We start from the raw sequence: 22,741 nt of genomic DNA, 5'->3' as shown, positions 1-22,741 counted from the left end.
CTCGATGAGCACGTACCGGGACTTCACGCTCGCCCACCGGGGGGCGGCGCGAGGCACCGTCCTGCGGACCATCGGGACCCGTGAGCGCCGGTCACACCTGACCGCCCCGCGCGTTCCGACCGTCGGCATCGACATCGGCGGCACCAAGGTGATGGCCGGCGTCGTCGACGCCGACGGGGTCATCCTGGAGAAGATCCGGGCCGAGACCCCGGACAAGTCCAAGAGCCCCAAGGTCGTCGAGGACACCATCGTCGAGCTGGTCCTCGACCTCTCCGACCGGCACGACGTGCACGCGGTCGGCATCGGCGCCGCCGGCTGGGTGGACGCCGACCGCTCCCGCGTCCTGTTCGCCCCCCACCTGGCCTGGCGCGACGAGCCGCTGCGCGACGCCCTGCAGTCCCGGCTCGCGGTCCCGGTCATGGTGGACAACGATGCCAACACCGCCGCCTGGGCCGAATGGCGCTTCGGCGCCGGCCGCGGCGAGGACCACCTCGTCATGATCACCCTGGGCACCGGCATCGGCGGGGCCATCCTCGAAGGCGGCCAGGTCAAGCGCGGTCGCTACGGGGTCGCCGGCGAGTTCGGCCACATGCAGGTCGTGCCCGGCGGGCACCGCTGCCCCTGCGGCAACCGCGGCTGCTGGGAGCAGTACAGCTCCGGCAACGCCCTGGTCCGCGAGGCCCGCGAGCTGGCCGCCGCCGACTCCCCGGTCGCGTACAACATCATCGCCAGGGTCGGCGGCAACGTCTCGGAGATCACCGGGCCGCTCATCACCGAGCTGGCCCGGGAGGGCGATGCCATGTGCATCGAGCTCCTCCAGGACATCGGGCAGTGGCTCGGCGTCGGCATCGCCAACCTCGCCGCCGCCCTCGACCCCTCCTGCTTCGTCATCGGCGGCGGCGTCAGCGCCGCCGACGACCTGCTGATCGGCCCCGCCCGCGACGCCTTCCGCCGCCACCTCACCGGACGCGGCTACCGCCCCGAGGCCCGCATCGCCAAGGCGCAGCTGGGCCCCGAGGCCGGCATGGTCGGCGCGGCCGACCTCGCGCGGCTCGTCGCCCGGCGTTTCCGCCGGGCCACCCGCCGGCGCGTCGAGCGCTACGAGCGGTACGCGCAGTTCGGCCGGCGCGACACCACGGGCCCCGAGGAGCAGGAAAAGCAGTGACACCGCCTTCCCTGCCCCACCAGGCCCCGTCCCCCGACGAGCGGCCCACCGCGCCGGCCCCCGCCGAGGACCGCAAGCACGTGGTGCGGCGCCGCTGGATCACCGCGATCATCATCCTGCTGCTGGTCGGCGTCCCGGCGGGCTACCTCGCCGTCTCCGCGCAGCAGAGCCGCCAGAGCGGCCGCGACAAGGCCGCCAAGATCGGCGCCGCCAAGGTGCGCACGGCCTGGCCCTCGAAGGTGCAGCGCAGCGTCTACGAGGTCCCGATCCCGATGACGGCCTCGCGGGTCGGGTACCTGGAGACCAACAACTGGCACACCAGCCGGCTGTACGTCCAGTTCGGGGTCACCCCGCAGGAGCTCGACACCTTCCTGGCCGACGTCGGCACCAGCCGGGACGCTCTGACCCGCGGGGTCTCGATCTCCGCGGAGGACGCGGCGGCCGCGGGCTGGCGCTGGGGCCCGAAGGACGCCTGGTACGGGATCACCCTGGACGCCGAGAACCCCCGGCCCACCCGGGACATCACCGTCGACCTCACCGAACCGACGTACCCCAAGGTGTACGTGGTCTCCACGGCCGTGCCGTAGGCCTGCCGCGGGTACAGTGCGGGGCGGGGCGGAGCCGTAGCGCAGAGGTCGTCGCGCGCGGTCTCCAAAATCGCGAGGACGCCGGTTCGAATCCGGTCGGTTCCGCCTTCCTGCCGTGGCCCGCCGGCCCGCCCCGCTAGCCTTGGATCATGAAGCTCACCAAGCGGCTGCACTCCTGCGTCCAGCTGGAGAAGGACGGGCGCGTCCTCGTCATCGACCCGGGCGCCTTCAGCGAGCCGGAGGCCGGCCTCGGGGCCGATGTCCTGCTCGTCACCCACGAGCACCCCGACCACTTCGAGGAGGGCCGGCTGCGGGCCGCCCTCGACGCGAACCCGGACGCCCGGCTGTGGACGCTGCGCAGCGTCGCGGAGAAGCTGGCGCCGGCCTATCCGGGCCGCGTGCACACCGTCGGCCACGGGGATGCCTTCAGCGCCGCCGGCTTCGAGGTGCAGGTGTACGGCGAGCTGCACGCCGTGATCCACCCCGACATGCCGCGGGTCACCAACGTCGGCTACCTGGTGGACGGATCCCTCTTCCACCCCGGTGACGCGCTGACCGTGCCCGAGGCCCCCGTGGACACCCTGATGCTGCCGGTGCACGCACCCTGGAACAAGATCGCCGAGGTGATCGACTACGTCCGCGAGGTGAAGCCGCGCGTGGCGATCGACATCCACGACGCCTACCTCGCGGACATCGCCCGCCCGGTCTACGACTTCGCCCTGGAGAAGCTCGCGGGCTCCCCGCACACCCGACTCACCGCCGGGGACAGCACAGACCTGTGACTGTCGGTGCCGGGCGGTAGGTTGGACGTCATGCGTATCGCCACGTTCAACGTCAACTCGATCACCGCCCGGCTGCCGCGCCTGCTGGCCTGGCTGGAGAGCTCCGGCACCGACGTCCTGTGCATCCAGGAGACCAAGTGCTCCGAGGCGCAGTTCCCGTACGAGGAGCTGCGCGAGCTGGGGTACGAGTCGGCCGTCAACGCCACCGGCAGGTGGAACGGCGTGGCGCTGCTCTCCAAGGTGGGCCTGGAGGACGTGGTCGTGGGCCTGCCCGGCGGGCCCGAGTACGAGGGCGTCCAGGAGCCCCGGGCCATCTCCGCCACCTGCGGCGGGGTGCGGGTCTGGTCGGTGTACGTGCCCAACGGGCGCGAGGTGGAGCACGACCACTACGGCTACAAGCTGGAGTGGTTCCGGGCCCTGGGCGCCGCCGTGGCCGAAGACGCGGCCGGTCCGCGCCCGTTCGCTGTGCTCGGCGACTTCAACGTGGCCCCGACCGACGAGGACGTCTACGACCCGTCGGTATTCGAGGGCGCCACCCACGTCACCCCGGCCGAGCGCGCCGCCCTGGAACAGCTGCGGGCCGCCGGGCTCTCGGACGTCTTCCCGCGCGCACTCAAGTACGACCGGCCGTACACCTTCTGGGACTACCGGATGCTGGCCTTCCCGAAGAACAAGGGCATGCGCATCGACCTGGTCTACGGGAACGCGGCCTTCGCCAAGGCCGTCACCGACTCCTACGTGGACCGCGAGGAGCGCAAGGGCAAGGGCGCCTCCGACCACGCCCCGGTCGTCGTCGACCTGGAGGTCTAGGCCGGCCCTTCCGGATCTTGCCGGGCCCGCGACACCCGGCACCGCGGGCCCGCGCCGCACACGGAATGTCCCCCGCGGCAGGTGATCCTTCAGGCGCGCCCCGTAGCCCGCCGGGGATCCGGGTGTCAGGCTGGGCTTATGAACATCCCTTTCCTGGCCAACTGGATCAACCGACACGAAAAGGAACAGGGCGCGGGGCTCGCCGCGGGCCTCGCGGACGACCCCGAGGGGATCAACGAGCTGTTCGCGGAATGCGAGATGCTGCGCGCCCACGCGCGGTCGGCCGGCCTCGAACTCAATGAGGATCCGCGCTCGTTGGAGGAGCTCGACCAGCTGATGCCCCGCTGGCGCCGGGACCCGGAGATCACCCCGTGGCTCGGCAACGACGCGGGCTTCTACCTCGGGACCGTGATCGTCCGGTCCGTCCCGGGCGCCGCATGGCAGGTGTGGCCCAACGGTCAGCCGATGATCAGGCTGGCCTCGGGCCGCGAGCTGAACGTGGTCGAGTCGGGGGTGTCCTGGGCGATGACCGGTTCCCCCGAGCTCAGCCAGGCGTACGCGGAAGCCTCGGAAGACTGACCTCGCAGGCCTTTATGCGGCTTTTAGGCGTGTCGCGGTGAAGTGCCCTTCCGTGGCTGGATAGTTTGCGCTGACCTCGACACACCGACAAGTGGGCAGGGCAGCGTATGGCCGTCGATCCGTTGATCGAGCTGCGGGACGTCAACAAGCACTTCGGACAACTGCACGTCCTCCAGGACATCAACCTCACCGTCGGCCGCGGGGAGGTGGTGGTGGTGATCGGCCCCTCCGGCTCCGGGAAATCGACCCTGTGCCGGGCCATCAACCGGCTGGAAACCATCGAGTCGGGCACGATCACCCTCGACGGGAAGCCGTTGCCCGCCGAGGGCAAGGAGCTCGCCGCGCTCCGCGCGGACGTGGGCATGGTGTTCCAGTCCTTCAACCTCTTCGCGCACAAGACGGTCCTCGCCAACGTCTCACTGGCCCAGATCAAGGTCAGGAAGCGCAAGAAGGACGAGGCGGACAAGCGCTCCCGGGAGCTGCTGGAACGGGTCGGCCTCGCCAACCAGGCCGAGAAGTTCCCCGCCCAGCTCTCCGGCGGCCAGCAGCAGCGCGTGGCCATCGCCCGCGCCCTCGCCATGAGTCCCAAGGCCCTCCTCTTCGACGAGCCCACCTCCGCGCTGGACCCGGAGATGATCAACGAGGTGCTGGAGGTCATGCAGCAGCTCGCCTCCGAGGGGATGACCATGGTGGTCGTCACGCACGAGATGGGCTTCGCCCGCTCCGCCGCCAACCGCGTGGTGTTCATGGCCGACGGAAGGATCATCGAGGACCGGACCCCGGAGGCCTTCTTCACCGCCCCCGAGAGCGACCGGGCCAAGGACTTCCTCTCCAAGATCCTCAAGCACTGAGGGGCGGCCCGATGAGACACCCGCGTGCCGGAGCCCTGCCACTGCCCGTCCTCGTCCTCGCCCTCGTGCTGCTGGGCGCCGTCACCGGCTGCGGAAAGTCCGGCAGCCCGCCGGTCAAGGGCCCGCAGCCCGAGGACCTGCCCGCCTACCAGGTCGCCACCGGCTTCCAGCTGCCCTCCTCCCCGACCTGGGAGAAGGCCAGGCGGCGCGGCCACCTGGTGGTCGGCGCCAAGGAGGACCAGCCGTACATGGGGGAGAAGGACCCCGCGAGCGGCCGCTACTCCGGCTTCGACATCGAGATCGCCAAGATGATGTCGGCCTCGCTCGGCTTCGACCCCAAGACGATCGAGTTCAAGACGATCGCCTCCGCCAACCGCGAGACGGCCCTGCAGAACGGCCAGATCGACTACTACGTCGGCACCTACACGATCAACGACAACCGCAAGAAGCAGGTCGGCTTCGCGGGCCCCTACTTCCCCGCCGGCCAGTCCCTGCTCGTGCGCAAGGGGGAGACCGCGATCAAGGGCCCCGAGGACCTCGCGGGCAAGAAGGTCTGCTCGGCCGCCGGCTCCACCCCCTACCAGCGGCTCCAGAAGGAGTTCCCCCGGGCGGTCCTCGTCGCCTACGACACGTACTCGGTCTGCGTGGACAACCTGCTGACCTACCAGGTCGACGCCGTCTCCACCGACGACTCCATCCTCCTGGGCTACGCGGCCAAGGTGCCCGAGGAGCTCAAGGTGGTCGGCAAGCCCTTCTCCGAGGAGCCCTACGGCATCGGCGTCCCGCGCTCCGACAACGCGCTGCGCTTCGCCCTCGACGACGCCCTCGCCGAGAACGAGAAGGACGGCAACTGGAAGAAGGCCTACGAGGCCACGCTCGGCCTGTCCGGCGAGCCGGCCCCGAAACCGCCCGCCATCGACCGCTACCCGGCGGGCTGAGGGGACAGCGCACAGCCATGGACGTACTCACCGACAACTTCTCGCTCTACGGGAAGGGCTTCCTCGGCACCGTGGAACTCACGGTCTACGCCTCCCTCGTGGCCCTGGTCCTCGGATTCCTGATGGCCTCCTTCCGGGTCGCCCCCGTCGGCTCCTTCCGGGTCTTCGGCACCGTCTGGGTGGCCATCCTGCGCAACACCCCGCTCACCCTGCTCTTCTTCGCCGTCCTGCTCGGCCTGCCGCGCTTCGGCCTCGTCCTGCCCTTCCAGCTCTTCGCCGTCCTGGCACTGGGCTGCTACACCTCCGCCTTCATCTGCGAGGTCCTGCGCTCCGGCATCAACACCGTGCCCAAGGGCCAGGGCGAGGCGGCCCGCAGCCTGGGCATGTCCTTCGGGCAGACCCTGGGCACGGTCGTGCTCCCGCAGGCCTTCCGCTCCGTCATCCCGCCCATCGGCTCCACGCTGATCGCGCTCGCCAAGAACTCGGCGATCGCCGGCGCCTTCAGCGTCACCGAGCTGCTGGGCACGTACAAGACCCTCAACGAGCTGGGCTACAGCATCATCTGGACCTTCATCTGGATCGCGGTGGGCTACCTGATCATCACCCTGTCCATCAGCGCGCTCTTCAACGTGCTCGAAAAGCGCTACGGAGTCGCCCGATGACCGCGCACGCGCTCCGCGGGGACCTGGAGTCCACCGCCCTCTACGACCTGCCGGGCCCGCGCGCCCAGCGCCGCCACTTCCTCTACGGGATCGCCTCGACCGCCGTCATCCTCGGGCTGCTCGGCTGGCTGCTCCACCTGCTCTTCGACACCGACCAGTTCACCGCCGCCAAGTGGACCCCCTTCGAGTACAAGGGCATCCAGGAGCTGCTGCTCAAGGGGCTCTGGAACACCCTCAAGGCCTTCGCCTACGCCTCGGTGCTCTCGGTCGTGCTCGGCGCGGTGCTCGCGACGGGCCGGCTCTCGGTCCACCGGCCGCTGCGCTGGCTGTCCACGCTGTGCGTGGAGTTCTTCCGGGCCATGCCGGTACTGGTGATGATCTTCTTCATCTTCGTCGCGCTGAAGGTCCAGCCGCTGCCCGCGCTGGTCGCCGGACTGACCCTGTACAACGGCTCGGTGCTGGCCGAAGTCTTCCGCACCGGCATCAACTCGGTCGAGAGGGGCCAGCGCGAGGCCGCGTACGCCCTGGGCATGCGCAAGACCCAGGTGATGACGCACGTCCTGGCCCCGCAGGCGGTCCGGGCCATGCTGCCCACGATCATCAGCCAGCTGGTGGTCGCCCTGAAGGACACCTCGCTCGGCTACCTGATCACCTACGAGGAGTTCCTGCACGCGGGGAAGCTGATCGCCTCCAACCTCGACTACGACCTGCCCTTCATCCCCGTGGTGATGATCATCTCGCCGATCTACATCGGGATGTGCATGCTGCTGTCCTGGCTCGCCACCTGGGTGGCCCGGCGCGAGCGGCACAGCCCCAAGACGAAGGCGGTCGACATCGGCATCGACCTGGACGTGGCCGGGCCGGGAGCGGCGCCGCCCGGCCGGATCTGACCCGGAGGGCCGAGCCCCCGAGAGCCACACCCGGCCCGGTTGCAGCCGTGGATCACTGCTCGCGCAGCGGCACCGAGACATACGAGGGATCGGTGCGCGGCGAGGAGAAGGTCAGCTGCGCCCCGGTCGGGTTGTGCTCGATGTACAGCGGGTCCACCGTGTCGACGACGACCGCGAGACGGTGCCCGGCCGGGACGTCGTAGGCGGTGGAGAACAGCTCCAGGTCCACGCCGAAGGACCGGCCGGCCGGCCTGCCGTGGAAGGTGTACGGGGCGTTGCTGATCAGCTTGCCGAAGCCGAGCGGGCCGACGTCGTAGAGGTACGCGACGAAGGTGCCGTCGGACTTCGTCGGCGTGAGGGTGGTGTGCAGTCTGACGGTGCCGCGCACCCGCCGGTCCGCGTCCTGGCGCGGGGACTGCCAGACGGCGGCGAAGGCGCGGGGGAGCAGCGGGATCGAGGCGGTCGGGGGCGCCTGGAAGAACTGGTCGAGGACGTTGGACAGCAGGACGACCCCGCCGTTGGCGCCGGAGTCGACGCCGGCGAAGAGGTGCTCGCTGTCGGAGAGCATCAGCTTCTCGGTGCCGCCGGAACCGACCGACTTCCAGTCGGCGTAGCCCTCGTAGCCGCCGTCGCCGCGGGGTTTGATCTGCACGGGGGCCTCGGTGTCCACGCCGTTGAGTTCGCCCTTGAGGTAGCGGTCGAACCAGCGGTGGGCGTTGGTCCAGGTGTCGTTGGGCAGTCCGAAGAGGCCGGTGGCCTCGGCGGTGGCGTGGTCGCCGGGGCGGAATTCGAGGCGCTTGGGGCCGGTCAGCTTCTCGAAGAACTCCGCGTACTGGTTGGGCGGGAAGATGGTGTCGCCCCAGGCGTTGCCGAGCATGATCGCGGCGCCGTTGGCGTTGATCTGGTCCACCTTCTCGGAGGCGGACCGCTGCTTGCCCCACTCGATCATCTGCGGTTCCCTGTCGAGCTTCGAGCCGAGGAAGTCGCCGAGGATCTGCTGGAGTTCGGGTCCGGGGCGGCCGGTGAGGAATCCGGCGCCGCCGAGCAGGCCGGCGGCCTGGAGGTGCTGGGTGCGGCCGGAGTAGATGGACTCGATGAGGTCGGCCCAGCCGCTGAGCGCGACCACGGCCTTGATGCGCGGATCGCGCGCGGAGGCGAGCAGGCTGATGCCGGCGCCGTACGAGACCCCGCCCAGGCCGATGTGGGCGGGGTCGCCGGCGGTGTTCGCGAGCGCCCAGTCGATGACGGCGGAGACGTCGGCGGTGTCCGCCGGGCCGGCGGTCTCGATTTCGCCGCCGGACAGCCAGAAGCCGCGGGAGGTGTAACTGACCACCACGTAGCCGGAGTCGGCGAGCTTCTTGGCCTGGGTGATGTATTCGATCTGCGGCAGGCCCCAGCTGGTGGGCAGCACGATGAGCGGGTACTTCGCGCCGGGCCGGGCGCCGGAGGGGGTGAAGACGTTGCCCTTGAGGGTGATGCCGCCGGAGCCGGGGATGTCGTGGAACCGGAGCTCCGAAGAGGCTTCCGGGACGGTGCCGGCGGTGGTCGTGGCGGCGGTGGTTGTGGCGGTGGTGGCAGGGGCCGCCTGGGCCTGATGGGGGGCCAGGCCCAGGGCGGCTGCTGCCAGTACGGCTGCCATGGCGGTCGCGGTGCTGGTGGTGCGGACCGTGCGGACCATCGATCGCTCCTCGCGTGTGCCGGGTGTCAAAGTGACCCGACGGTAACGGGAGGGGCTTACCGGTAGTAACCCGTGAGTAAGTTACGTGCCGGTAACGATTGAACTTTGGTCAGCCGCTCTGCGGGGCCCCGGTCTGGGCGCTCTTGCCCTGCCACTGCTCCCAGGACAGGTTCCACTCGCCGTAGCCGTTGCCGATGTCCGCGTTGCCCTTCGAGCCGTCGCCGACGACCTCGAGGGGGTCGCCGACCTGGGACGCCGCGAAAAAGGCCTTGGCGTTGGCGTCGCTCATGCCCACGCAGCCCGAACTGGTGTTGGCGCGGCCGAAGTTGCCGTTGTTCCACGGCGCGGCGTGCACGTACATGCCCGACCAGGTCAGCCGGATCGAGTAGTCGACGTCCTTGTTGTAGGCATTGCCGAGGCCCACGGTCTCGGAGTTCATCCGGATCGTGCCCTCCTTGAGCATCAGCACCATCTTCCCGCTCCAGGAGGCCTTCTGGCCGCCCGGAGTGCCGGCCGAGACCGGGATGGTGTCGACGTTCTGGCCGTTCTCGGTGACCGACATCTTGCTCGTGTCGAGGTCCACCTTCATCCGGCGATCCTTGCCGATCTTGAACTCGGTGTTGTAGTCCTTCACGAACATGCCGCCGCCCGGGCCGGAGTCCACGCCGTTCAGGTGCATGTCGACCTTCACGTCGGTGCCGGACTTCCAGTACTCCCTGGGCCGCCAGTCCACCCGGTCCTTGCCCGAGTAGTCCTTGATCCAGCCCCAGGAACCCTCGGTGTTGTTCGAGGTGGTGACCTTCAGCTGCTTCTCGACCTCGGCCTTGTTCTTCACCGGGTTGTCGAAGACGATCGAGACCGGCAGGCCCACGCCCACGGTGCTGCCCTTGCCGATGTTGATCGAGACCTTGTTCACCTTGTCGGCGGCCGAGGTCTTGAACGTCGTCGTGGCGCTCTGGCTGTCGGTGTTCTGGGCCTCGACCTTGTAGTCGGCGCCCGCCGAGGCGTTGCGCTCCGACTTCCAGGTCTTGCCGTCGGCGGATATCTGCCCGGCCAGCTCCCCGCCCTTGGCGTCCGTCACCTTCACCGAGGCGAGCTTGCCCTCCGCGATCGTCACGGTCACCGGCTCACCGGCCTTGACCTGGTCGCCGGTGAGGTTCACCGAAACCGCCATGTCCGGCTTCTGCTTGATCTCCGACTTGGCCGCATCGCCCGCGCCGCCGCCACCGCCGCAGGCGGTCAGCGCGGCGGCCAGCAGTGCGGTACCCGCCACCACGGCATGGCGACTGCGAACCCGATTGATCCGGCGTGTGCGGCTCAACGAAAACCCCTCCGAAGTAATGACCGTTCGCAAACGAGGATGCGAACGACACGACTCTAGGTTGCACGGGATGCGGAAAAGATCAGGATTCCGTCTGTGACGTGCACCGCAGCGATACGGTCATCGTCCGGTCACAATCGCCGCGCACATCGGTCATGGACGGCTGTGAGAGTCCTGTGCATACCCCGCTTCGGACGTAGAGGAAGGCCGAACCGCCGTGTGCGCACTGCTCGTTACCCCCGCCCAGCAGCACCAGCCCCGACCTCGGGAGCGGGAGCTCACCGTGCGTTCCCTGTCCGTACCGGAATATCTGGGTTTCATTTCCCGGCACGGCAGGGCCAGCTTCCTCCAGTACCCGTCCTGGGCCGGAGTAAAGGACCTTTGGCGCTCGGAAAGGGTCGGATGGCACTACCCGGGCGATGAGATCGAGGGCGCCGCCCTGGTCCTCTACCGTCAATTCCCCGGCACCCGAAAATACTTCGCCTATCTGCCCGAGGGTCCCGTCGCGGACTGGGCCGACCCGCACATCGACCGCTGGCTGACCCCCCTCAGGAACCACCTGAGGGCGTCCGGCGCCTTCGCCGTGCGCATCGGCCCCACCCCCGCCTACCGCCGCTGGTCCGCGGCCGACGCCAAGGCGGGCACCGGCCCGGGCCGGCAGATCTCCGACGTGCTCGCCACCGAGGTGGACCCGGTCGGCGCCGCGCTCGCCGACCGGCTGCGCACCCGCGGCTGGAAGCGCTGCGGGGGCGAGGACGACGGCGACGCCCAGCCGCGCCACGTCTTCCGCGTCCCGCTCGCCGGACGCTCCCTCGACGACCTGTGGTCGGGCCTGAACCAGGAATGGCGGCGCAATGTGCGCCAGGCCACGAAGGCCGGGGTCGAGACGGTCACCGGCACCGCCGCCGACCTGCCCGAGTTCTACCGGCTGCTGCGCATCACCGAGGAGCGCGACGGCTTCGCACTCGGCCGCTCACTCGCGTACTACCGGCAGCAGTACGAGGTCCTCAACGCCGAGGAACCCGGCCGCATGCGGCTCTACCTGGCCGTTCACCAGGGCGAGGTCCTCGCAGCCCACACCATGATCGTGGCCGGCAGCCGGGTCTGGTACCAGACCGGCGCCTCCGCCGACCACCGCCGGGAGGTCCGCCCCAGCAACGCCCTGCAGTGGCGCATGATGTGTGACGCACATGCACTCGGAGCGGACGAATACGACATGCGCGGGGTACCCTCCACCCTCGACCCCGACGAACGGTCCTTCGGGCTGCTGCGCTGGAAGCTCGGCACCGGCGGGCACGTGGTCGAAACCCTCGGCGAGTGGGAGACCTCGATGGACGGATACACCAACACGGCCCTCTACAAGGCGTTCCAGGCGTACATGGCCCGCCGGTGACCCTCGCAGACACCGGAGCGGCCACCGACCGGGCCGGGGCGGAGTCCGACGCCGGGCACGCGGCGCCGAAGAAGACCTCGGTGCTGCGCAGCGGCGCGGTCATGGCCGCCGGCTCGATCGTCTCCCGCGCCACCGGCTTCGTCCGCTCCGCCGTGATCGTCGCCGCCCTCGGCACCACGCTGCTCGGAGACGGCTACGCCGTCGCCAACACCGTCCCGAACATCCTGTACATCCTGCTCATCGGCGGCGCCCTCAACGCCGTCTTCGTCCCCGAACTGGTCCGCGCCGCCAAGGAGCACGAGGACGGCGGGGCCGCGTACACCGACCGGCTGCTCACCGTCTGCACGGCCGCACTGCTGGTGCTCACCGCCACCGCCGTACTGGCCGCCCCGCTCATCGTCTCGGCGTACACCGGCTACACCGGCGGCCAGGAGTCCACCACCGTGGCCCTGGCCCGGTACTGCCTCCCGCAGATACTCTTCTACGGCCTGTTCACCCTGCTCGGGCAGGTGCTCAACGCCCGCGGCCGGTTCGGCGCCATGATGTGGACCCCGGTCCTCAACAACCTCGTCGTCATCTCCGTCTTCGGCCTCTTCCTCCTCGTCTCCCACGGGGCGGGCGGCACGCTGACGGACTCCGAGACCCGGCTGCTCGGCATCGGCACCACCGCCGGCATCGTCGTCCAGGCCCTCGGCCTGATCCCCTCGCTGCGCGCCGCCCGCTTCCGCTGGCGCCCCCGCTTCGACTGGCGCGGCAGCGGCCTGGCCCGCCCGCTGCGCAACGCGGGCTGGCTCGTCCTGCTCGTCCTGACCAACCAGCTCGCCTACTGGGTCGTGACCCGCCTGTCCACCGCCACCGGACAGCGCGCCGTGGACGCGGGCCTGGCCGGCGGCGCCGGCTACACCGCCTACAGCAACGCCTACCTGCTGTGGATGGTCCCGCAGGGCATCGTCACCGTCTCCCTCGTCACCGCCCTCATGCCCCGGATGAGCGCCGCCGCCACCGACGGCGACCTCGCACGCGTGCGCGCGGACGTCTCCTACGCGCTGCGCTCCAGCGCCGCCCTCGTGGTCCCGGCCGCCGCGCTCTTCGCGGCCCTGGCCCCCTGGGTGATCGGCAGCGTCTTCGAGTACGGGCGCACCGGCGCCGCGGACGTCGCCGTCATGGCCGGCATGCTGGCGGCCTTCGCGCCCGGCCTGATCGCCTACTCCGCGCAGTACGTGCTCTCCCGCGGGTTCTACGCCCTGTCGGACACCCGGACCCCCTTCTTCCTCAACCTGGTCATCGCCGCCCTCAACGCCGGGCTCTCGGCCGCCGCGTACCTGCTGCTGCCGCCGCGCTGGGCGGTCACGGGGATGGCCGCGGCCTGCTCGATCGCCTTCACCGCGGGAGCGGCCGTCACCGCGTACGTCCTCGCCCGGCGGCTCGGCCCGCGCGCCGGGACCCGGACGCAGCGGCGCACCACGGCGGTACGCACGCACCTGCGGCTCCTGGCCGCCTGCGCCCCGGCGGCCGCGGCCGGGTACGCCGCCGCGCGCTCCGCCGACCGGTTCGGGAACCTGGCCGGCGCCGCGGCGGGCACCGCGGTGATCCTCCTCGGCGTCGTCCTCCTCGCCCGGCCGCTGCGGCTCACGGAGATCACCGACCTGCTCGACTCCGTACGGCGCAGGTCCGGGCGCTGACCCGGTCCCGACTCCGGTCCCGCCTCCGGCCGCCGCAGATCGGCCGAAGGCGGGAGGAGAGCGCTCGAAGAGCCTGGGATACTGTCCCGATGCCACGCGTACTGCTGATCGAGGACGACCCTTCCATCCGGGAGGGGGTGGGCCTCGGCCTGCGCCGCAGAGGCCACGAGGTCAGCGCCGCCGAGACCGGCGAGGCCGGGCTCGGCCTGATGGCCACCTTCCACCCCGAACTGGTCCTGCTCGACCTCATGCTGCCCGGCATCAACGGCGTCCAGGTCTGCCGCAGGATCCGCGAGACCAGTCAGGTGCCGATCATCATGCTGACCGCGCGCGGCGACGACTTCGACATAGTCGTCGGCCTGGAGGCCGGAGCCGACGACTACATCGTCAAACCCGCCCGCACCGAGGTCATAGAAGCCCGCATCAAGGCCGTGCTGCGCCGCCTCAGCGAGCCCGCCGGCGGCCGGCACGAGGTGGAGTTCCACGGAGAGCTGGCCATCGACCGCTCCGGCCTCACCGTCGCCAAGAACGGCGAGCGGGTCCCGCTGGCCCCCAGCGAGATCAAGCTCCTGATGCACCTGTCGGCCTCGCCCGAGCAGGTCTTCTCCCGCCAGCAGCTCCTCGAATACGTGTGGGACCACAGCTACCACGCCGACGCCAGGCTGGTCGACGCCTGCGTGCGCCGGCTGCGCCACAAGATAGAGGCGCCCGACACCGCCCCCCGCTACGTCCAGACCGTGCGCGGCTTCGGCTACCGCTTCGGCCCGCTCTAGGCGCCCCGGGTGAGACGTTTCGCACCGCTAGGCCTGCGCACCAGGCTGATCGCCGCCTTCCTGCTGGTCGCCGCCATCTCCGCGGTGACCACGGCCGCGCTCACCTACCAGCAGGCCCGCAACGCGATCCTCAAGCAGAGCCAGGACACCGCCGTCAGCACCCTGCGCGACCTGGTCGAAACCCAGACGCTCCGGCTGCCCGTGGACCAGCAGGACCTCCAGCGCATAGCCACCGACCTGGGCAAACGCGGCCAGCCACACCCCTGGATCGTGTACGGGGAGTACGGAAACCTGCGCGCCTCCTCGAACCAGGCCACCACCACGAGCACGGTCGTCAGCGCGGAGATCCGCCGGCAGGTGAGCACCAACCCGCACGGAGCCTTCCAGCGCGTGAAGGACCGCCGCGGCAACCCCTGCCTCGTCGTCGCCATGCCCGCCGTCTTCCGGTACAACGGGGGCCACGAGACCACCGGCGCCGTCTTCTACGCCGTGGTGCCCCTGGACACCGAGCAGATGACCGTGGACGCCATGGTCGGCGCCGCCAGACAGGGCGCCGTCCCGGGCCTGGCGATCGCCGTCATCCCCGCCCTGCTCGCGGCGCGCAGCGTCCTGCGACCGGTACGGGACATGCGCAAGGCCGCCCAGCGCCTGGGACGCGGCCGGCTCGACACCCGGATCGAGGTCCGCGGAGCCGACGAACTCGCCGGACTCGCCCGCACCTTCAACGAGACGGCCCGCGCCCTCGAACAGTCGGTCAGCGAACTGCGGGACGCCGAGGCCCGGGCCCGCCGCTTCGCCGCCGACGTCTCCCACGAACTGCGCACCCCGCTCGCCGGGATGCTCGCCGTCACCGAGGTGCTCGACGAGGGCGCCGAGGACCTCCACCTCGACCCCGACACCGCCAAGGCGCTGCACCTCATCAGCGCCGAGACCGGCAAGCTCGCCGTGCTCGTCGAGGACCTCATGGAGATATCCCGCTTCGACGCCCGCGCCGCCGAACTCAACCTCGACGAGGTCGACGTCGCCGAGGCCGTCACCAAAACCCTGGAACGCCGCCACTGGACCGACGGCCGGATCCGCACCGACCTGCCCCCGGGCATCCGCGCCCGGCTCGATCCGCGCCGCTTCGACGTGGTCCTCGCCAACCTCGTCGGCAACGCCCTCAGACACGGCGGGGCCCCCGTCCGGGTCAGGGTGCGCACCGAAGCCCGGCCCGGGGACGACCGGCTGCTGATCGAGGTCGCCGACAGCGGGCCCGGCATCGCCCCCGAGGTGCTGCCGCACATCTTCGACCGCTTCTTCAAGGCCGACGCCGCCCGCACCCGCTCCACGGGCAGCGGCCTGGGCCTGGCCATCACCCTGGAGAACGTCCGGCTGCACGGCGGAACCCTGCACGCGGCCAACGGCCCCGCCGGAGGGGCGCTCTTCACCCTCGACATGCCGCTGGAGGCCCGTACGTGAACCCGGTGCGCAAGGCCCTGGCCGCGGTCGCGCTGATCGGCCCGATCCTGCTCGCCACCGGCTGCGGGATCGCCACCACCGGGGTCGTCGAGAGCGGCCGCGCGGGCACCGTGGGTCTGGCCACCGAGCCCGATCCGGAGCTGCTGTACTTCGTCTCGCCCGATGGCGGGCTGGTTCCGGTGCTGCTCCCCGGCTCGGCCAAACATGCCCGGGGGGACTCCCTGGTGGCGCTGCTGACGGGTCCGAGCGACACCGCCCGGAAAGCCGGCCTGACCACCCGGCTCCCGCCGCTGGACGGCGGGACGGTCGACAAGACCTCGATGATCATCGGCGCCGACGGGGTGAGCCTGCGCATCTACCTGGCCTTCCCGGTCAAACCGCTCTCCGCGCTGGCCCGTCGTCAGCTGGCGTGCACGGCCCTGTCGGCGGTGCGCATCAGCCCGGCCCCCACCGTCACCCTCTACGGCACCGACGAGAAGCAGGAACGCGAGAAACCGGAAGAGGTGACCTGCGAGGGCGACGGCGGCTGAGCTGCCCGAGCGGCCGTGCCGGACCCGGTGCGCGTGCGTCCCCTTGCGGGCCGGTCCCGCTCACCGTCACCGTGTGACCCATGGACCCAGGCCCTGCCGTCACCCGGGAGCGAGCGGTGGACACCCCCGACGTCTTCGACCCCCGCCTCTACGCCGAAGGCATCCCGCACGCGAGCTACCGCCTGCTGCGCGACCACCGTCCGGTGGCCTGGCAGAGCGAGCCGGAGATCCTCGGCTGGCCCGCCGGCCCCGGCTTCTGGGCCGTCACCCGGCACGCCGACGTGGTCCGGGTCCTGCGCGACCACACCACGTACTCCTCCCACCTGGGCGCCACCCAGATCCGCGACCCCGACCCGGCCGACCTGCCCTTCCTACGGCGCACCATGCTCAACCAGGATCCCCCCGAGCACGGGAAACTGCGCCGGACCGTGGCCCGTGCCTTCACCCCGGCCCGTGTGGACGCCTTCGGCGCCCGCGTCCGCGGACGCGCCCGTACGCTGCTGCGCTCCGCCCGGGACGGCGCCGAGGACGGCACGGCCGATCTGGTGCGCGCCGTCACCGACGAGTACGCGCTGCTGAACCTCACCGACCTGCTGGGCGTCCCGGCCGCCGACCGGGGGCTGCTGCTGGAGTGGACCGTACGGATCATCGGCTACCAGGACCCCGAGGACGCCCCCGCTCCGCCGCTCGGTCCGGACGGAAAGCCGCTGAACCCGCGCTCCCCGGCCCTGCTGGGCGAGATGTTCGCGTACGCCCGCGAACTGGCCGCGTACAAGCGGGCCCACCCCGGCGACGACGTGATGACCGCCCTCGCGCTCGCCGGACTGGAGGAGGCGGAGCTGGAGATGTTCTTCTTCCTGCTCACCGTCGCGGGCAACGACACCGTGCGCAGCGCCGCCCCCGGCGGGCTGCTCGCCCTGGCCCGCGATCCGGACGCGTACGCCCTGCTCGCCGGCGGGCGGGTCCCGGTGGACCGGGCCGTCGAGGAACTCCTGCGCGTCCACCCGCCGGTGCTGAGCTTTCGCCGCACCGCCGCCACCGACACCGAACTCGCCGGTCAGCCGGTCCGCGCCGGGGACAAGGTGGTCGTCTTCCACGCCTCCGCCAACCACGACGAACGGTCCTTCACCGACCCGGACCGCCTCGACCTCGGGCGCGCCCCCAACCCGCACGTCTCCTTCGGCGACGGCCCGCACGTCTGCCTGGGCGCCCACTTCGCCCGGCTCCAGCTGCGCGTCCTGCACGAGGAGTGGCGCACGGCCATGCCCGCGCCGGAACTCGCGGGGGAGCCCCGCCGGCTGGTGTCGAACTTCATCAACGGGATCACACGGCTGCCGCTGCGGGTGTCCGGGCCGGGCCGGTGACGTCGGCGACCAGTTCCGTCACGTCGGGGCCGTAGGCATCCGAGTTGATCACCTTGAGCAGGATGCAGAAGGAGTCGCCGCCGTAGTCGTGGGCCAGCCGCCGGTGGTGCCTGGCCAGGTAGCGGGCCGCGGCCTGATTGCTGATGGCGGTCTGCCCGCACAGCAGGAACACCGGCCGGGAGCCCTGTCCGGCGGTCAGCCGCGCCAGCAGCACGTACTCGACGAGGCCCTTGTCCCAGCGGTACGTCTCCCCGCCGACGGTGATCGCCCCGCGGTCCGGCACGGGCTCGCTGGAGACGACGATCCGCACCCCGGGGAGCATCGAGGCCAGGTGCGCCGTCGTCCGGGCGTTGGAGGAAGGCCCGCCCACACAGAACTCGGCCCGCTCGCCGAAGCCCTGGCGGGCCCCGTCGTGCGTGACGATCTGCACGTTCGCCCCGCAGTCCTTGATCAGGGCGGATATCTCCAGCAGCGCGAAGGCGTCGTTGCGGTGCAGCGAGGAGTCGGTGCCGCCCATCTGGCGGTTGGCCACGAACAGGCAGTCGGAGCCGGCCGGCAGCCCGAAGAAGGCCTGCTTGCGGCGGAGTGCGCGGCGCCACAGGTAGGTCCGGGCGAACCAGCCGAAGCCGCCGCTGATGGCGGTGGCCGCCACCCCCAGCACGATGTTGCGCACGTCTTCGTTCATGGCCGGGATGTTAACCCGCAAGGTCTCGTGCTGACGCGTACAGTGCCCGCAGGCCTGGGCCAGCAGGGCCGTCGGGCCATCGACTGGAGGTACGGATGCGACGTCCTGCCGCAGCACGTCAGTTGGCGCTCCTCGCACTCGCGGGCGCGCTCGTCTCCACCGGCGCCGCCGCGCCGTCCGCGCAGGCGGACGCCGCCGGGACCCCGGCGAAGGTACCGGTGGCCACCGGCTACGGCGGGGCCGTGGCCAGCGTCGATGCCGACGCCAGCGCCGTCGGCATCGCCGTCCTGCGCTCCGGCGGCAACGCCGTGGACGCCGCCGTCGCCACGGCCGCCGCGCTCGGGGTCACCGAACCCTACTCGGCCGGCATCGGCGGGGGCGGCTACTTCGTGTACTACGACGCGCGGTCCGGCCGGGTACGCACCATCGACGGCCGCGAGACCGCTCCGGCGACGGCCACGGCCACCCTGTTCCAGGAGAACGGCGTCCCCATCCCCTTCGCCGAGGGCCAGACCAGCGGCCGCGGCGTCGGCGTCCCCGGCACCCCGGCCACCTGGCGGAGCGCGCTCGACGCCTGGGGCACCCGGTCGCTCGGCGAACTCCTCAAGCCCGCCGAAAAACTGGCGCGGGACGGCTTCGAGGTGGACTCCACCTTCCGGGCGCAGACCGAGCTCAACCAGGACCGCTTCAAGGACTTCCCGGACACCAGGAAGCTCTTCCTGCCGGGCGGCGCCCTTCCCGTGGTCGGCTCCACCTTCAAGAACCCGGACCTGGCGGCCACGTACGCCGAGCTCCGCCGCAAGGGTGTGGGCGCGCTCTACCGGGGCCCGCTGGCCGAGGACATCGTCCGGGCCGTGCGCAAGCCCCCGGTGGACCCGGCCGCCACCCGCGTCGTGCGGCCGGGCGATCTGACCACCGGCGACCTGCGCGCGTACGCGACCAAGCGGCAGGAGCCGACCCGGATCGGCTACCGCGGTCTGGACGTCTACAGCATGGCCCCGTCCTCCTCCGGCGGCACCACCGTCGGCGAGGCGCTGAACATCCTGGAGCGCACCGACCTCGGCTCGCTCACCGAGACCCAGTACCTGCACCGCTACATCGAGGCCTCCCGGATCGCCTTCGCCGACCGCGGTCGCTGGGTCGGGGACCCGGCCGCCGAGGACGTGCCCACGCGGGAGCTGCTCTCGCAGCGGTTCGCCGACTCGCGCGGCTGCCTCATCGACCCGGGCAAGACGCTGACCAGCCCGCTCGCTCCGGGCGACCCGCGTCACCCGGCCGCCTGCGGCGGCGCCGGGAAGGCCGCCCCGACCACGTACGAAGGGGAGAACACCACGCACCTGACGGTCGCCGACCGCTGGGGCAACGTGGTCTCGTACACCCTGACCATCGAGTCGACCGGCGGCAGCGCCATCACCGTTCCCGGCCGCGGCTTCCTGCTCAACAACGAGCTGACCGACTTCTCCTTCGCCCCGGCCGCCCCCGGCGTACCGGACCCGAACATGCCGGGCCCCGGCAAGCGGCCGCGCTCGTCGATGTCCCCGACCATCGTGCTCGAGCACGGGCGTCCGGTGCTGGCCGTGGGCTCGCCGGGCGGCGCGACCATCATCACCACCGTGCTCCAGACCCTGATCGGGCACCTGGACCGCGGGCTGCCGCTGGTCGACGCCATCGCCGCGCCGCGCGCCAGCCAGCGCAACCAGACCACCACCGAGCTGGAGCCCGGTCTGTGGAACAGCCCGGTCCGCGCCGAGCTGGAGGCCCTCGGCCAGGGCTTCCGGCAGAACCCGGAGATCGGCGCGGCCACCGGCGTCCAGCGGCTCCCCGACGGGCGCTGGCTGGCCGCCGCGGAGAAGACCCGGCGGGGCGGCGGCTCGGCGATGGTGGTGTACCCGCAGGGGCACTCGTAACGGGTGCTCATCACGGGCACTCGTAACGGGCACTCGTAACGGGTGCTCGTCACGAGTGCTCATCACGGGCACTCGTGACAGGTGCTCGTACCCCGTGGCGGGCCCTCGTGCCGGCGCCCGCTACGGGGCGGTGAGGATCCTCGGGCCGTCGGCGGTGATCGCGACCGTGTGCTCCGCGTGCGCGGCGCGGCTGCCGTCGACGGTCCGCAGGGTCCAGCCGTCCGCGTCGCAGCGGTAGTCGTCCGTGCCGCCCGCGATCAGCATCGGCTCGATGGCGATCACCATCCCGGCGCGCAGCTTCGTACCCTGCCCGGCCGGGCCCTCGTTGGGCACGCCCGGCTCCTCGTGCATGGAGCGCCCGACGCCGTGGCCGCCGAAGCCGTCGGGGATGCCGTAGCCGGCGGCCCGGCCGACCGTGCCGATGGCGTGGGCGATGTCGCCGACGCGATTGCCGGGCCGTGCGGCGGCGATGCCCGCCGCGAGGGCGGCCTCGGCGGTCCTGATGAGCCGCAGGTCGGCGGGGCGGGCCCGGCCGACGGTGAAGCTGACGGCCGCGTCGCCGACCCAGCCTCCCAGTTTGGCCCCGCAGTCGATGCTGACCAGATCGCCGTCGCGCAGCAGGTACCCGTCGGGGATGCCGTGCACGATGGCGTCGTTGACGGAGGCGCAGATGACGGCGGGGAAGGGCACCGGCGCGAGCCGCGGCCGGTACCCGAGGAAGGGCGAGCTCGCGCCCACTTCCCGGAGCACCTCGCGGGCCACCCGGTCGAGCTCCAGCAGGGACACGCCCACGTCGGCCCGGTCCCGGACGGCGGTGAGGGCGTGCGCGACGACGCGGCCGGCGGCGCGCATCTCGTCGATCGATCGGTCTGACTTCAGTTCCACCATGCCAATAACTATACCGGTATAACTGTAACGGGATAGTTATTGGGGACCGGGGTAGGATGGAGCCATGGTCCGTACCCCCCTCACCCCCGAAGAGCGCGAGCGCGGCGAGCGCCTCGGCGCCCTGTTGCGCACGGCCCGCGGCGGTCGCAGCATGGTCGAGGTCGCGGCCAGCGCCGGGCTCTCCGCCGAGACCCTCCGCAAGATCGAGACCGGCCGGGCCCCGACGCCCGCCTTCTTCACCGTGGCGGCCCTCGCCGAGGCGCTGGGGCTCTCGCTGGACGACGTGATGCGGCGCTGCGCCTTCGTGCCGGTCTGACGGGGGGCCGCGCCTCCGATCCGGCACGGCGCGGCGCGGCGCCGGGCTGCGCCTCCGGTGCGGTGCGGCGGACGGCTGCGCCTCCGGTCCGGCGCGGCGGCCTCGGCCGATCGGCCTCCTCAGCCTGCCGTTCGGGCGGGCCCGGCGGCCGAACGGCCCAATCGGCGGTGGGGCGGGCGGGGCGCGGGGCAAGCGTGAACTCGTGCCAGACATGAACGCATCCGCATCCGCATCCGCATCCAAGCGACTCGGTCTCGGACTCGTCGGCGCCCTCCTCGCGGGCGGCCTGCTGCTCGCGGCCTGCGCCGCCCCCGAGGGCCGGGCCCACGCCAAGGCCCCCGGCGACGTGGTCTTCCGCCATCCGGGCGTCGTGGTCAGCCACACCCGGCTCCAGCACGCGAAGCAGATGGTCGCGGCCGGCAAGGAGCCGTGGAACTCGGCGTACCAGGCGCTCCTGAAGAGCCGCTACGCCTCCCTCGACTACCCGGCACACCCGGCCGACGTGGTGCCCTGCCCCTTCAACTCGGGGCCGCAGTCCTGCCTCGACGAACGGCAGGACGCGATCGCCGCGTACACCCACGCCCTGCTGTGGTCGGTGAACGGGCGCACCGCCCACGCCCGCAAGGCCGTCCAGATCATGGACGGGTGGTCCGCCGTGATGAAACGTCACGCCGAGGCCAATGCCGGACTCCAGGCCGCCTGGTCCGGCTCCACCTGGGCGCGGGCCGCCGAGATCGTCCACGCCGACTACCCGAACTGGGGCGACACACAGGTCTCCCGCTTCAAGGAGATGCTGCGCACCGCCTACCTCCCGGCCGTCCGCGCGCAGGTGCCGTCGTACAACGGCAACTGGGAGCTGGCCATGACGGACGCCGCCATGAGCATCTCCGTCTTCCTGGAGGACCAGGCCGTCTTCCGCGAGTCCCTGGAGCGCTTCCGCGAGCGCGTCCCGGCGTACTTCTACCTCAAGCGGGACGGCGCCCACCCGCTGGGCCCGCCGGGCACGGGCATCGACTCGCCGGACAAGGTCAAGTCGTACTGGTTCGGCCAGGGGACGTACGTCGACGGCATCGCCCAGGAGACCTGCCGCAACCTCATGCACGTCGGCTACTCGCTCGCCGCGTCCGCGCACATCGCGGAGACGGCCTGGCACCAGGGCGTCGACCTGTACGGGGAGCAGGGCGAGCGGCTCAGGGCGGCGCTGGAGTTCCACGCGAAGTACCAGCTGGGCGAGGAGGCCCCCGAGTGGCTGTGCGGGGGCAAGGTGGAGCGCACCATGGGCCCGGACCTGGAGGTGGCCCTGCGGCACTACGAGGAGCTGACGGGCGCGGAACTCCCGTACACCCGGCGGCTGGTCGAGAAGATGCGGCCGGCGGGCACGGACGACCTGTTCGTGGCGTGGGAGACGCTCAGCCACGGGGAGGCGGCGCGGGCCGCGGCGCCTCCCGCTCAGGTCGGCTGACCGGCTGACCGCCGCGG

Annotated in this window: 22 protein-coding genes and 1 tRNA gene; 19 read left to right on the top strand and 4 right to left on the bottom strand. The window is 71.6% G+C overall.

All coding sequences use genetic code 11. The features are described from left to right. Positions 1-4 precede the first annotated feature (4 nt). The 10 genes from OG904_RS04030 to OG904_RS03985 all read left to right on the top strand — a co-directional run bounded on the left by OG904_RS04030 (position 5) and on the right by OG904_RS03985 (position 7,264). On the top strand, positions 5-1,165 hold the full coding sequence (locus tag OG904_RS04030; protein WP_405487426.1) for an ROK family glucokinase: 1,161 nt from the start codon (positions 5-7) through the stop codon (positions 1,163-1,165). Beyond that, complete coding sequence (locus OG904_RS04025) at positions 1,162-1,752, top strand: hypothetical protein (RefSeq protein ID WP_405487424.1); 591 nt, start codon at positions 1,162-1,164, stop codon at positions 1,750-1,752. The genes OG904_RS04030 and OG904_RS04025 overlap by 4 nt, the downstream gene beginning before the upstream one ends. A 30-nt stretch (positions 1,753-1,782) precedes the next feature. Beyond that, a tRNA-Trp gene (locus tag OG904_RS04020) sits at positions 1,783-1,857 on the top strand. A gap of 44 nt (positions 1,858-1,901) precedes the next feature. Beyond that, complete coding sequence (locus OG904_RS04015; RefSeq protein ID WP_405487422.1) at positions 1,902-2,534, top strand: MBL fold metallo-hydrolase; 633 nt, start codon at positions 1,902-1,904, stop codon at positions 2,532-2,534. A gap of 30 nt (positions 2,535-2,564) precedes the next feature. Beyond that, the gene (locus OG904_RS04010) at positions 2,565-3,344 is read left to right on the top strand and encodes an exodeoxyribonuclease III (protein WP_405487420.1); all 780 of its coding nucleotides are present in this window, start codon (positions 2,565-2,567) and stop codon (positions 3,342-3,344) included. Positions 3,345-3,482: 138 nt separating this feature from the next. Continuing rightward, positions 3,483-3,923 (top strand): DUF6278 family protein, encoded by a 441-nt coding sequence (locus OG904_RS04005; protein WP_405487418.1) that lies wholly within the window; start codon positions 3,483-3,485, stop codon positions 3,921-3,923. Positions 3,924-4,030: 107 nt separating this feature from the next. Next, the gene (locus OG904_RS04000; protein WP_405487416.1) at positions 4,031-4,774 is read left to right on the top strand and encodes an amino acid ABC transporter ATP-binding protein; all 744 of its coding nucleotides are present in this window, start codon (positions 4,031-4,033) and stop codon (positions 4,772-4,774) included. A gap of 11 nt (positions 4,775-4,785) precedes the next feature. Continuing rightward, on the top strand, positions 4,786-5,712 hold the full coding sequence (locus tag OG904_RS03995; protein ID WP_405487414.1) for a glutamate ABC transporter substrate-binding protein: 927 nt from the start codon (positions 4,786-4,788) through the stop codon (positions 5,710-5,712). Positions 5,713-5,729: 17 nt separating this feature from the next. Next, the gene (locus tag OG904_RS03990; RefSeq protein ID WP_405487412.1) at positions 5,730-6,374 is read left to right on the top strand and encodes an amino acid ABC transporter permease; all 645 of its coding nucleotides are present in this window, start codon (positions 5,730-5,732) and stop codon (positions 6,372-6,374) included. Continuing rightward, positions 6,371-7,264, top strand: coding sequence for an amino acid ABC transporter permease (locus OG904_RS03985; RefSeq protein ID WP_405487410.1), 894 nt, complete (start codon positions 6,371-6,373; stop codon positions 7,262-7,264). The genes OG904_RS03990 and OG904_RS03985 overlap by 4 nt, the downstream gene beginning before the upstream one ends. Before the next feature lie 52 nt (positions 7,265-7,316). Here OG904_RS03985 and OG904_RS03980 read toward each other — a convergent pair whose 3' ends face one another. Continuing rightward, the gene (locus OG904_RS03980) at positions 7,317-8,942 is read right to left on the bottom strand and encodes a CocE/NonD family hydrolase (protein WP_405487408.1); all 1,626 of its coding nucleotides are present in this window, start codon (positions 8,940-8,942) and stop codon (positions 7,317-7,319) included. 109 nt (positions 8,943-9,051) lie between these two features. Then, on the bottom strand, positions 9,052-10,215 hold the full coding sequence (locus OG904_RS03975; protein WP_405487406.1) for an Ig-like domain-containing protein: 1,164 nt from the start codon (positions 10,213-10,215) through the stop codon (positions 9,052-9,054). A gap of 265 nt (positions 10,216-10,480) precedes the next feature. Here OG904_RS03975 and OG904_RS03970 point away from each other — a divergent pair, with 265 nt between their 5' ends. The 6 genes from OG904_RS03970 to OG904_RS03945 all read left to right on the top strand — a co-directional run bounded on the left by OG904_RS03970 (position 10,481) and on the right by OG904_RS03945 (position 17,466). Continuing rightward, positions 10,481-11,656, top strand: a complete 1,176-nt coding sequence (locus OG904_RS03970; protein WP_405487404.1) for a lipid II:glycine glycyltransferase FemX — start codon at positions 10,481-10,483, stop codon at positions 11,654-11,656. After that, complete coding sequence (gene murJ, locus OG904_RS03965) at positions 11,653-13,338, top strand: murein biosynthesis integral membrane protein MurJ (RefSeq protein WP_405487402.1); 1,686 nt, start codon at positions 11,653-11,655, stop codon at positions 13,336-13,338. The genes OG904_RS03970 and murJ overlap by 4 nt, the downstream gene beginning before the upstream one ends. An 89-nt stretch (positions 13,339-13,427) precedes the next feature. Further along, positions 13,428-14,111 (top strand): response regulator, encoded by a 684-nt coding sequence (locus OG904_RS03960; protein WP_405487400.1) that lies wholly within the window; start codon positions 13,428-13,430, stop codon positions 14,109-14,111. Between the two features lie 9 nt (positions 14,112-14,120). Then, on the top strand, positions 14,121-15,572 hold the full coding sequence (locus tag OG904_RS03955; protein WP_405487398.1) for an ATP-binding protein: 1,452 nt from the start codon (positions 14,121-14,123) through the stop codon (positions 15,570-15,572). Then, entirely contained in the window at positions 15,569-16,102 is a 534-nt protein-coding gene (locus tag OG904_RS03950) for a hypothetical protein (protein WP_405487396.1), read from the top strand. Before OG904_RS03955 ends, OG904_RS03950 begins: the two co-directional genes overlap by 4 nt. An 80-nt stretch (positions 16,103-16,182) precedes the next feature. Next, a complete protein-coding gene (locus tag OG904_RS03945) occupies positions 16,183-17,466 on the top strand; it encodes a cytochrome P450 (protein ID WP_405487394.1) in 1,284 nt (427 codons plus the stop codon). On the opposite strand, the gene OG904_RS03940 is transcribed toward OG904_RS03945, so the two are convergent. After that, positions 17,426-18,151, bottom strand: coding sequence for a hypothetical protein (locus OG904_RS03940; protein ID WP_405487392.1), 726 nt, complete (start codon positions 18,149-18,151; stop codon positions 17,426-17,428). The two genes, OG904_RS03945 and OG904_RS03940, sit on opposite strands and share 41 nt — an antisense overlap. A 95-nt stretch (positions 18,152-18,246) precedes the next feature. On the opposite strand from OG904_RS03940, the gene ggt reads away from it, so the two are divergent. Further along, positions 18,247-20,058, top strand: a complete 1,812-nt coding sequence (ggt, locus tag OG904_RS03935) for a gamma-glutamyltransferase (RefSeq protein ID WP_405487390.1) — start codon at positions 18,247-18,249, stop codon at positions 20,056-20,058. Positions 20,059-20,178: 120 nt separating this feature from the next. Here the strand turns inward: ggt and map are convergent, their stop codons facing one another. Beyond that, positions 20,179-20,946, bottom strand: a complete 768-nt coding sequence (map, locus tag OG904_RS03930) for a type I methionyl aminopeptidase (RefSeq protein WP_405487388.1) — start codon at positions 20,944-20,946, stop codon at positions 20,179-20,181. Positions 20,947-21,010: 64 nt separating this feature from the next. On the opposite strand from map, the gene OG904_RS03925 reads away from it, so the two are divergent. Continuing rightward, a complete protein-coding gene (locus OG904_RS03925; RefSeq protein WP_328301598.1) occupies positions 21,011-21,262 on the top strand; it encodes a helix-turn-helix transcriptional regulator in 252 nt (83 codons plus the stop codon). Positions 21,263-21,473: 211 nt separating this feature from the next. Further along, positions 21,474-22,724 carry an alginate lyase family protein gene (locus tag OG904_RS03920; RefSeq protein WP_405487385.1) on the top strand — a complete coding sequence of 417 codons (1,251 nt, stop codon included), beginning with the start codon at positions 21,474-21,476 and terminating at the stop codon, positions 22,722-22,724. Positions 22,725-22,741 lie beyond the last annotated feature (17 nt).

The sequence above is a fragment of the Streptomyces sp. NBC_00096 genome (assembly GCF_045041305.1).
GTDB lineage: Bacteria > Actinomycetota > Actinomycetes > Streptomycetales > Streptomycetaceae > Streptomyces.
The sequence above is the reverse complement of the archived record's forward strand: the minus strand, read 5'-3'. Positions and strand labels throughout refer to the sequence as shown.

Bases quoted from the DNA above. Each gene is read 5' to 3' on its own strand.
- OG904_RS04030 (WP_405487426.1), top strand. From the start codon at position 5: ATGAGCACGTACCGGGACTTCACGCTCGCCCACCGGGGGGCGGCGCGA.
- OG904_RS04015 (WP_405487422.1), top strand. From the start codon at position 1,902: ATGAAGCTCACCAAGCGGCTGCACTCCTGCGTCCAGCTGGAGAAGGAC.
- OG904_RS04010 (WP_405487420.1), top strand. From the start codon at position 2,565: ATGCGTATCGCCACGTTCAACGTCAACTCGATCACCGCCCGGCTGCCG.
- OG904_RS04005 (WP_405487418.1), top strand. From the start codon at position 3,483: ATGAACATCCCTTTCCTGGCCAACTGGATCAACCGACACGAAAAGGAA.
- OG904_RS04000 (WP_405487416.1), top strand. From the start codon at position 4,031: ATGGCCGTCGATCCGTTGATCGAGCTGCGGGACGTCAACAAGCACTTC.
- OG904_RS03995 (WP_405487414.1), top strand. From the start codon at position 4,786: ATGAGACACCCGCGTGCCGGAGCCCTGCCACTGCCCGTCCTCGTCCTC.
- OG904_RS03990 (WP_405487412.1), top strand. From the start codon at position 5,730: ATGGACGTACTCACCGACAACTTCTCGCTCTACGGGAAGGGCTTCCTC.
- OG904_RS03985 (WP_405487410.1), top strand. From the start codon at position 6,371: ATGACCGCGCACGCGCTCCGCGGGGACCTGGAGTCCACCGCCCTCTAC.
- OG904_RS03980 (WP_405487408.1), bottom strand. From the start codon at position 8,942: ATGGTCCGCACGGTCCGCACCACCAGCACCGCGACCGCCATGGCAGCC.
- OG904_RS03960 (WP_405487400.1), top strand. From the start codon at position 13,428: ATGCCACGCGTACTGCTGATCGAGGACGACCCTTCCATCCGGGAGGGG.
- OG904_RS03945 (WP_405487394.1), top strand. From the start codon at position 16,183: ATGGACCCAGGCCCTGCCGTCACCCGGGAGCGAGCGGTGGACACCCCC.
- OG904_RS03940 (WP_405487392.1), bottom strand. From the start codon at position 18,151: ATGAACGAAGACGTGCGCAACATCGTGCTGGGGGTGGCGGCCACCGCC.
- ggt (WP_405487390.1), top strand. From the start codon at position 18,247: ATGCGACGTCCTGCCGCAGCACGTCAGTTGGCGCTCCTCGCACTCGCG.
- map (WP_405487388.1), bottom strand. From the start codon at position 20,946: ATGGTGGAACTGAAGTCAGACCGATCGATCGACGAGATGCGCGCCGCC.
- OG904_RS03925 (WP_328301598.1), top strand. From the start codon at position 21,011: ATGGTCCGTACCCCCCTCACCCCCGAAGAGCGCGAGCGCGGCGAGCGC.
- OG904_RS03920 (WP_405487385.1), top strand. From the start codon at position 21,474: ATGAACGCATCCGCATCCGCATCCGCATCCAAGCGACTCGGTCTCGGA.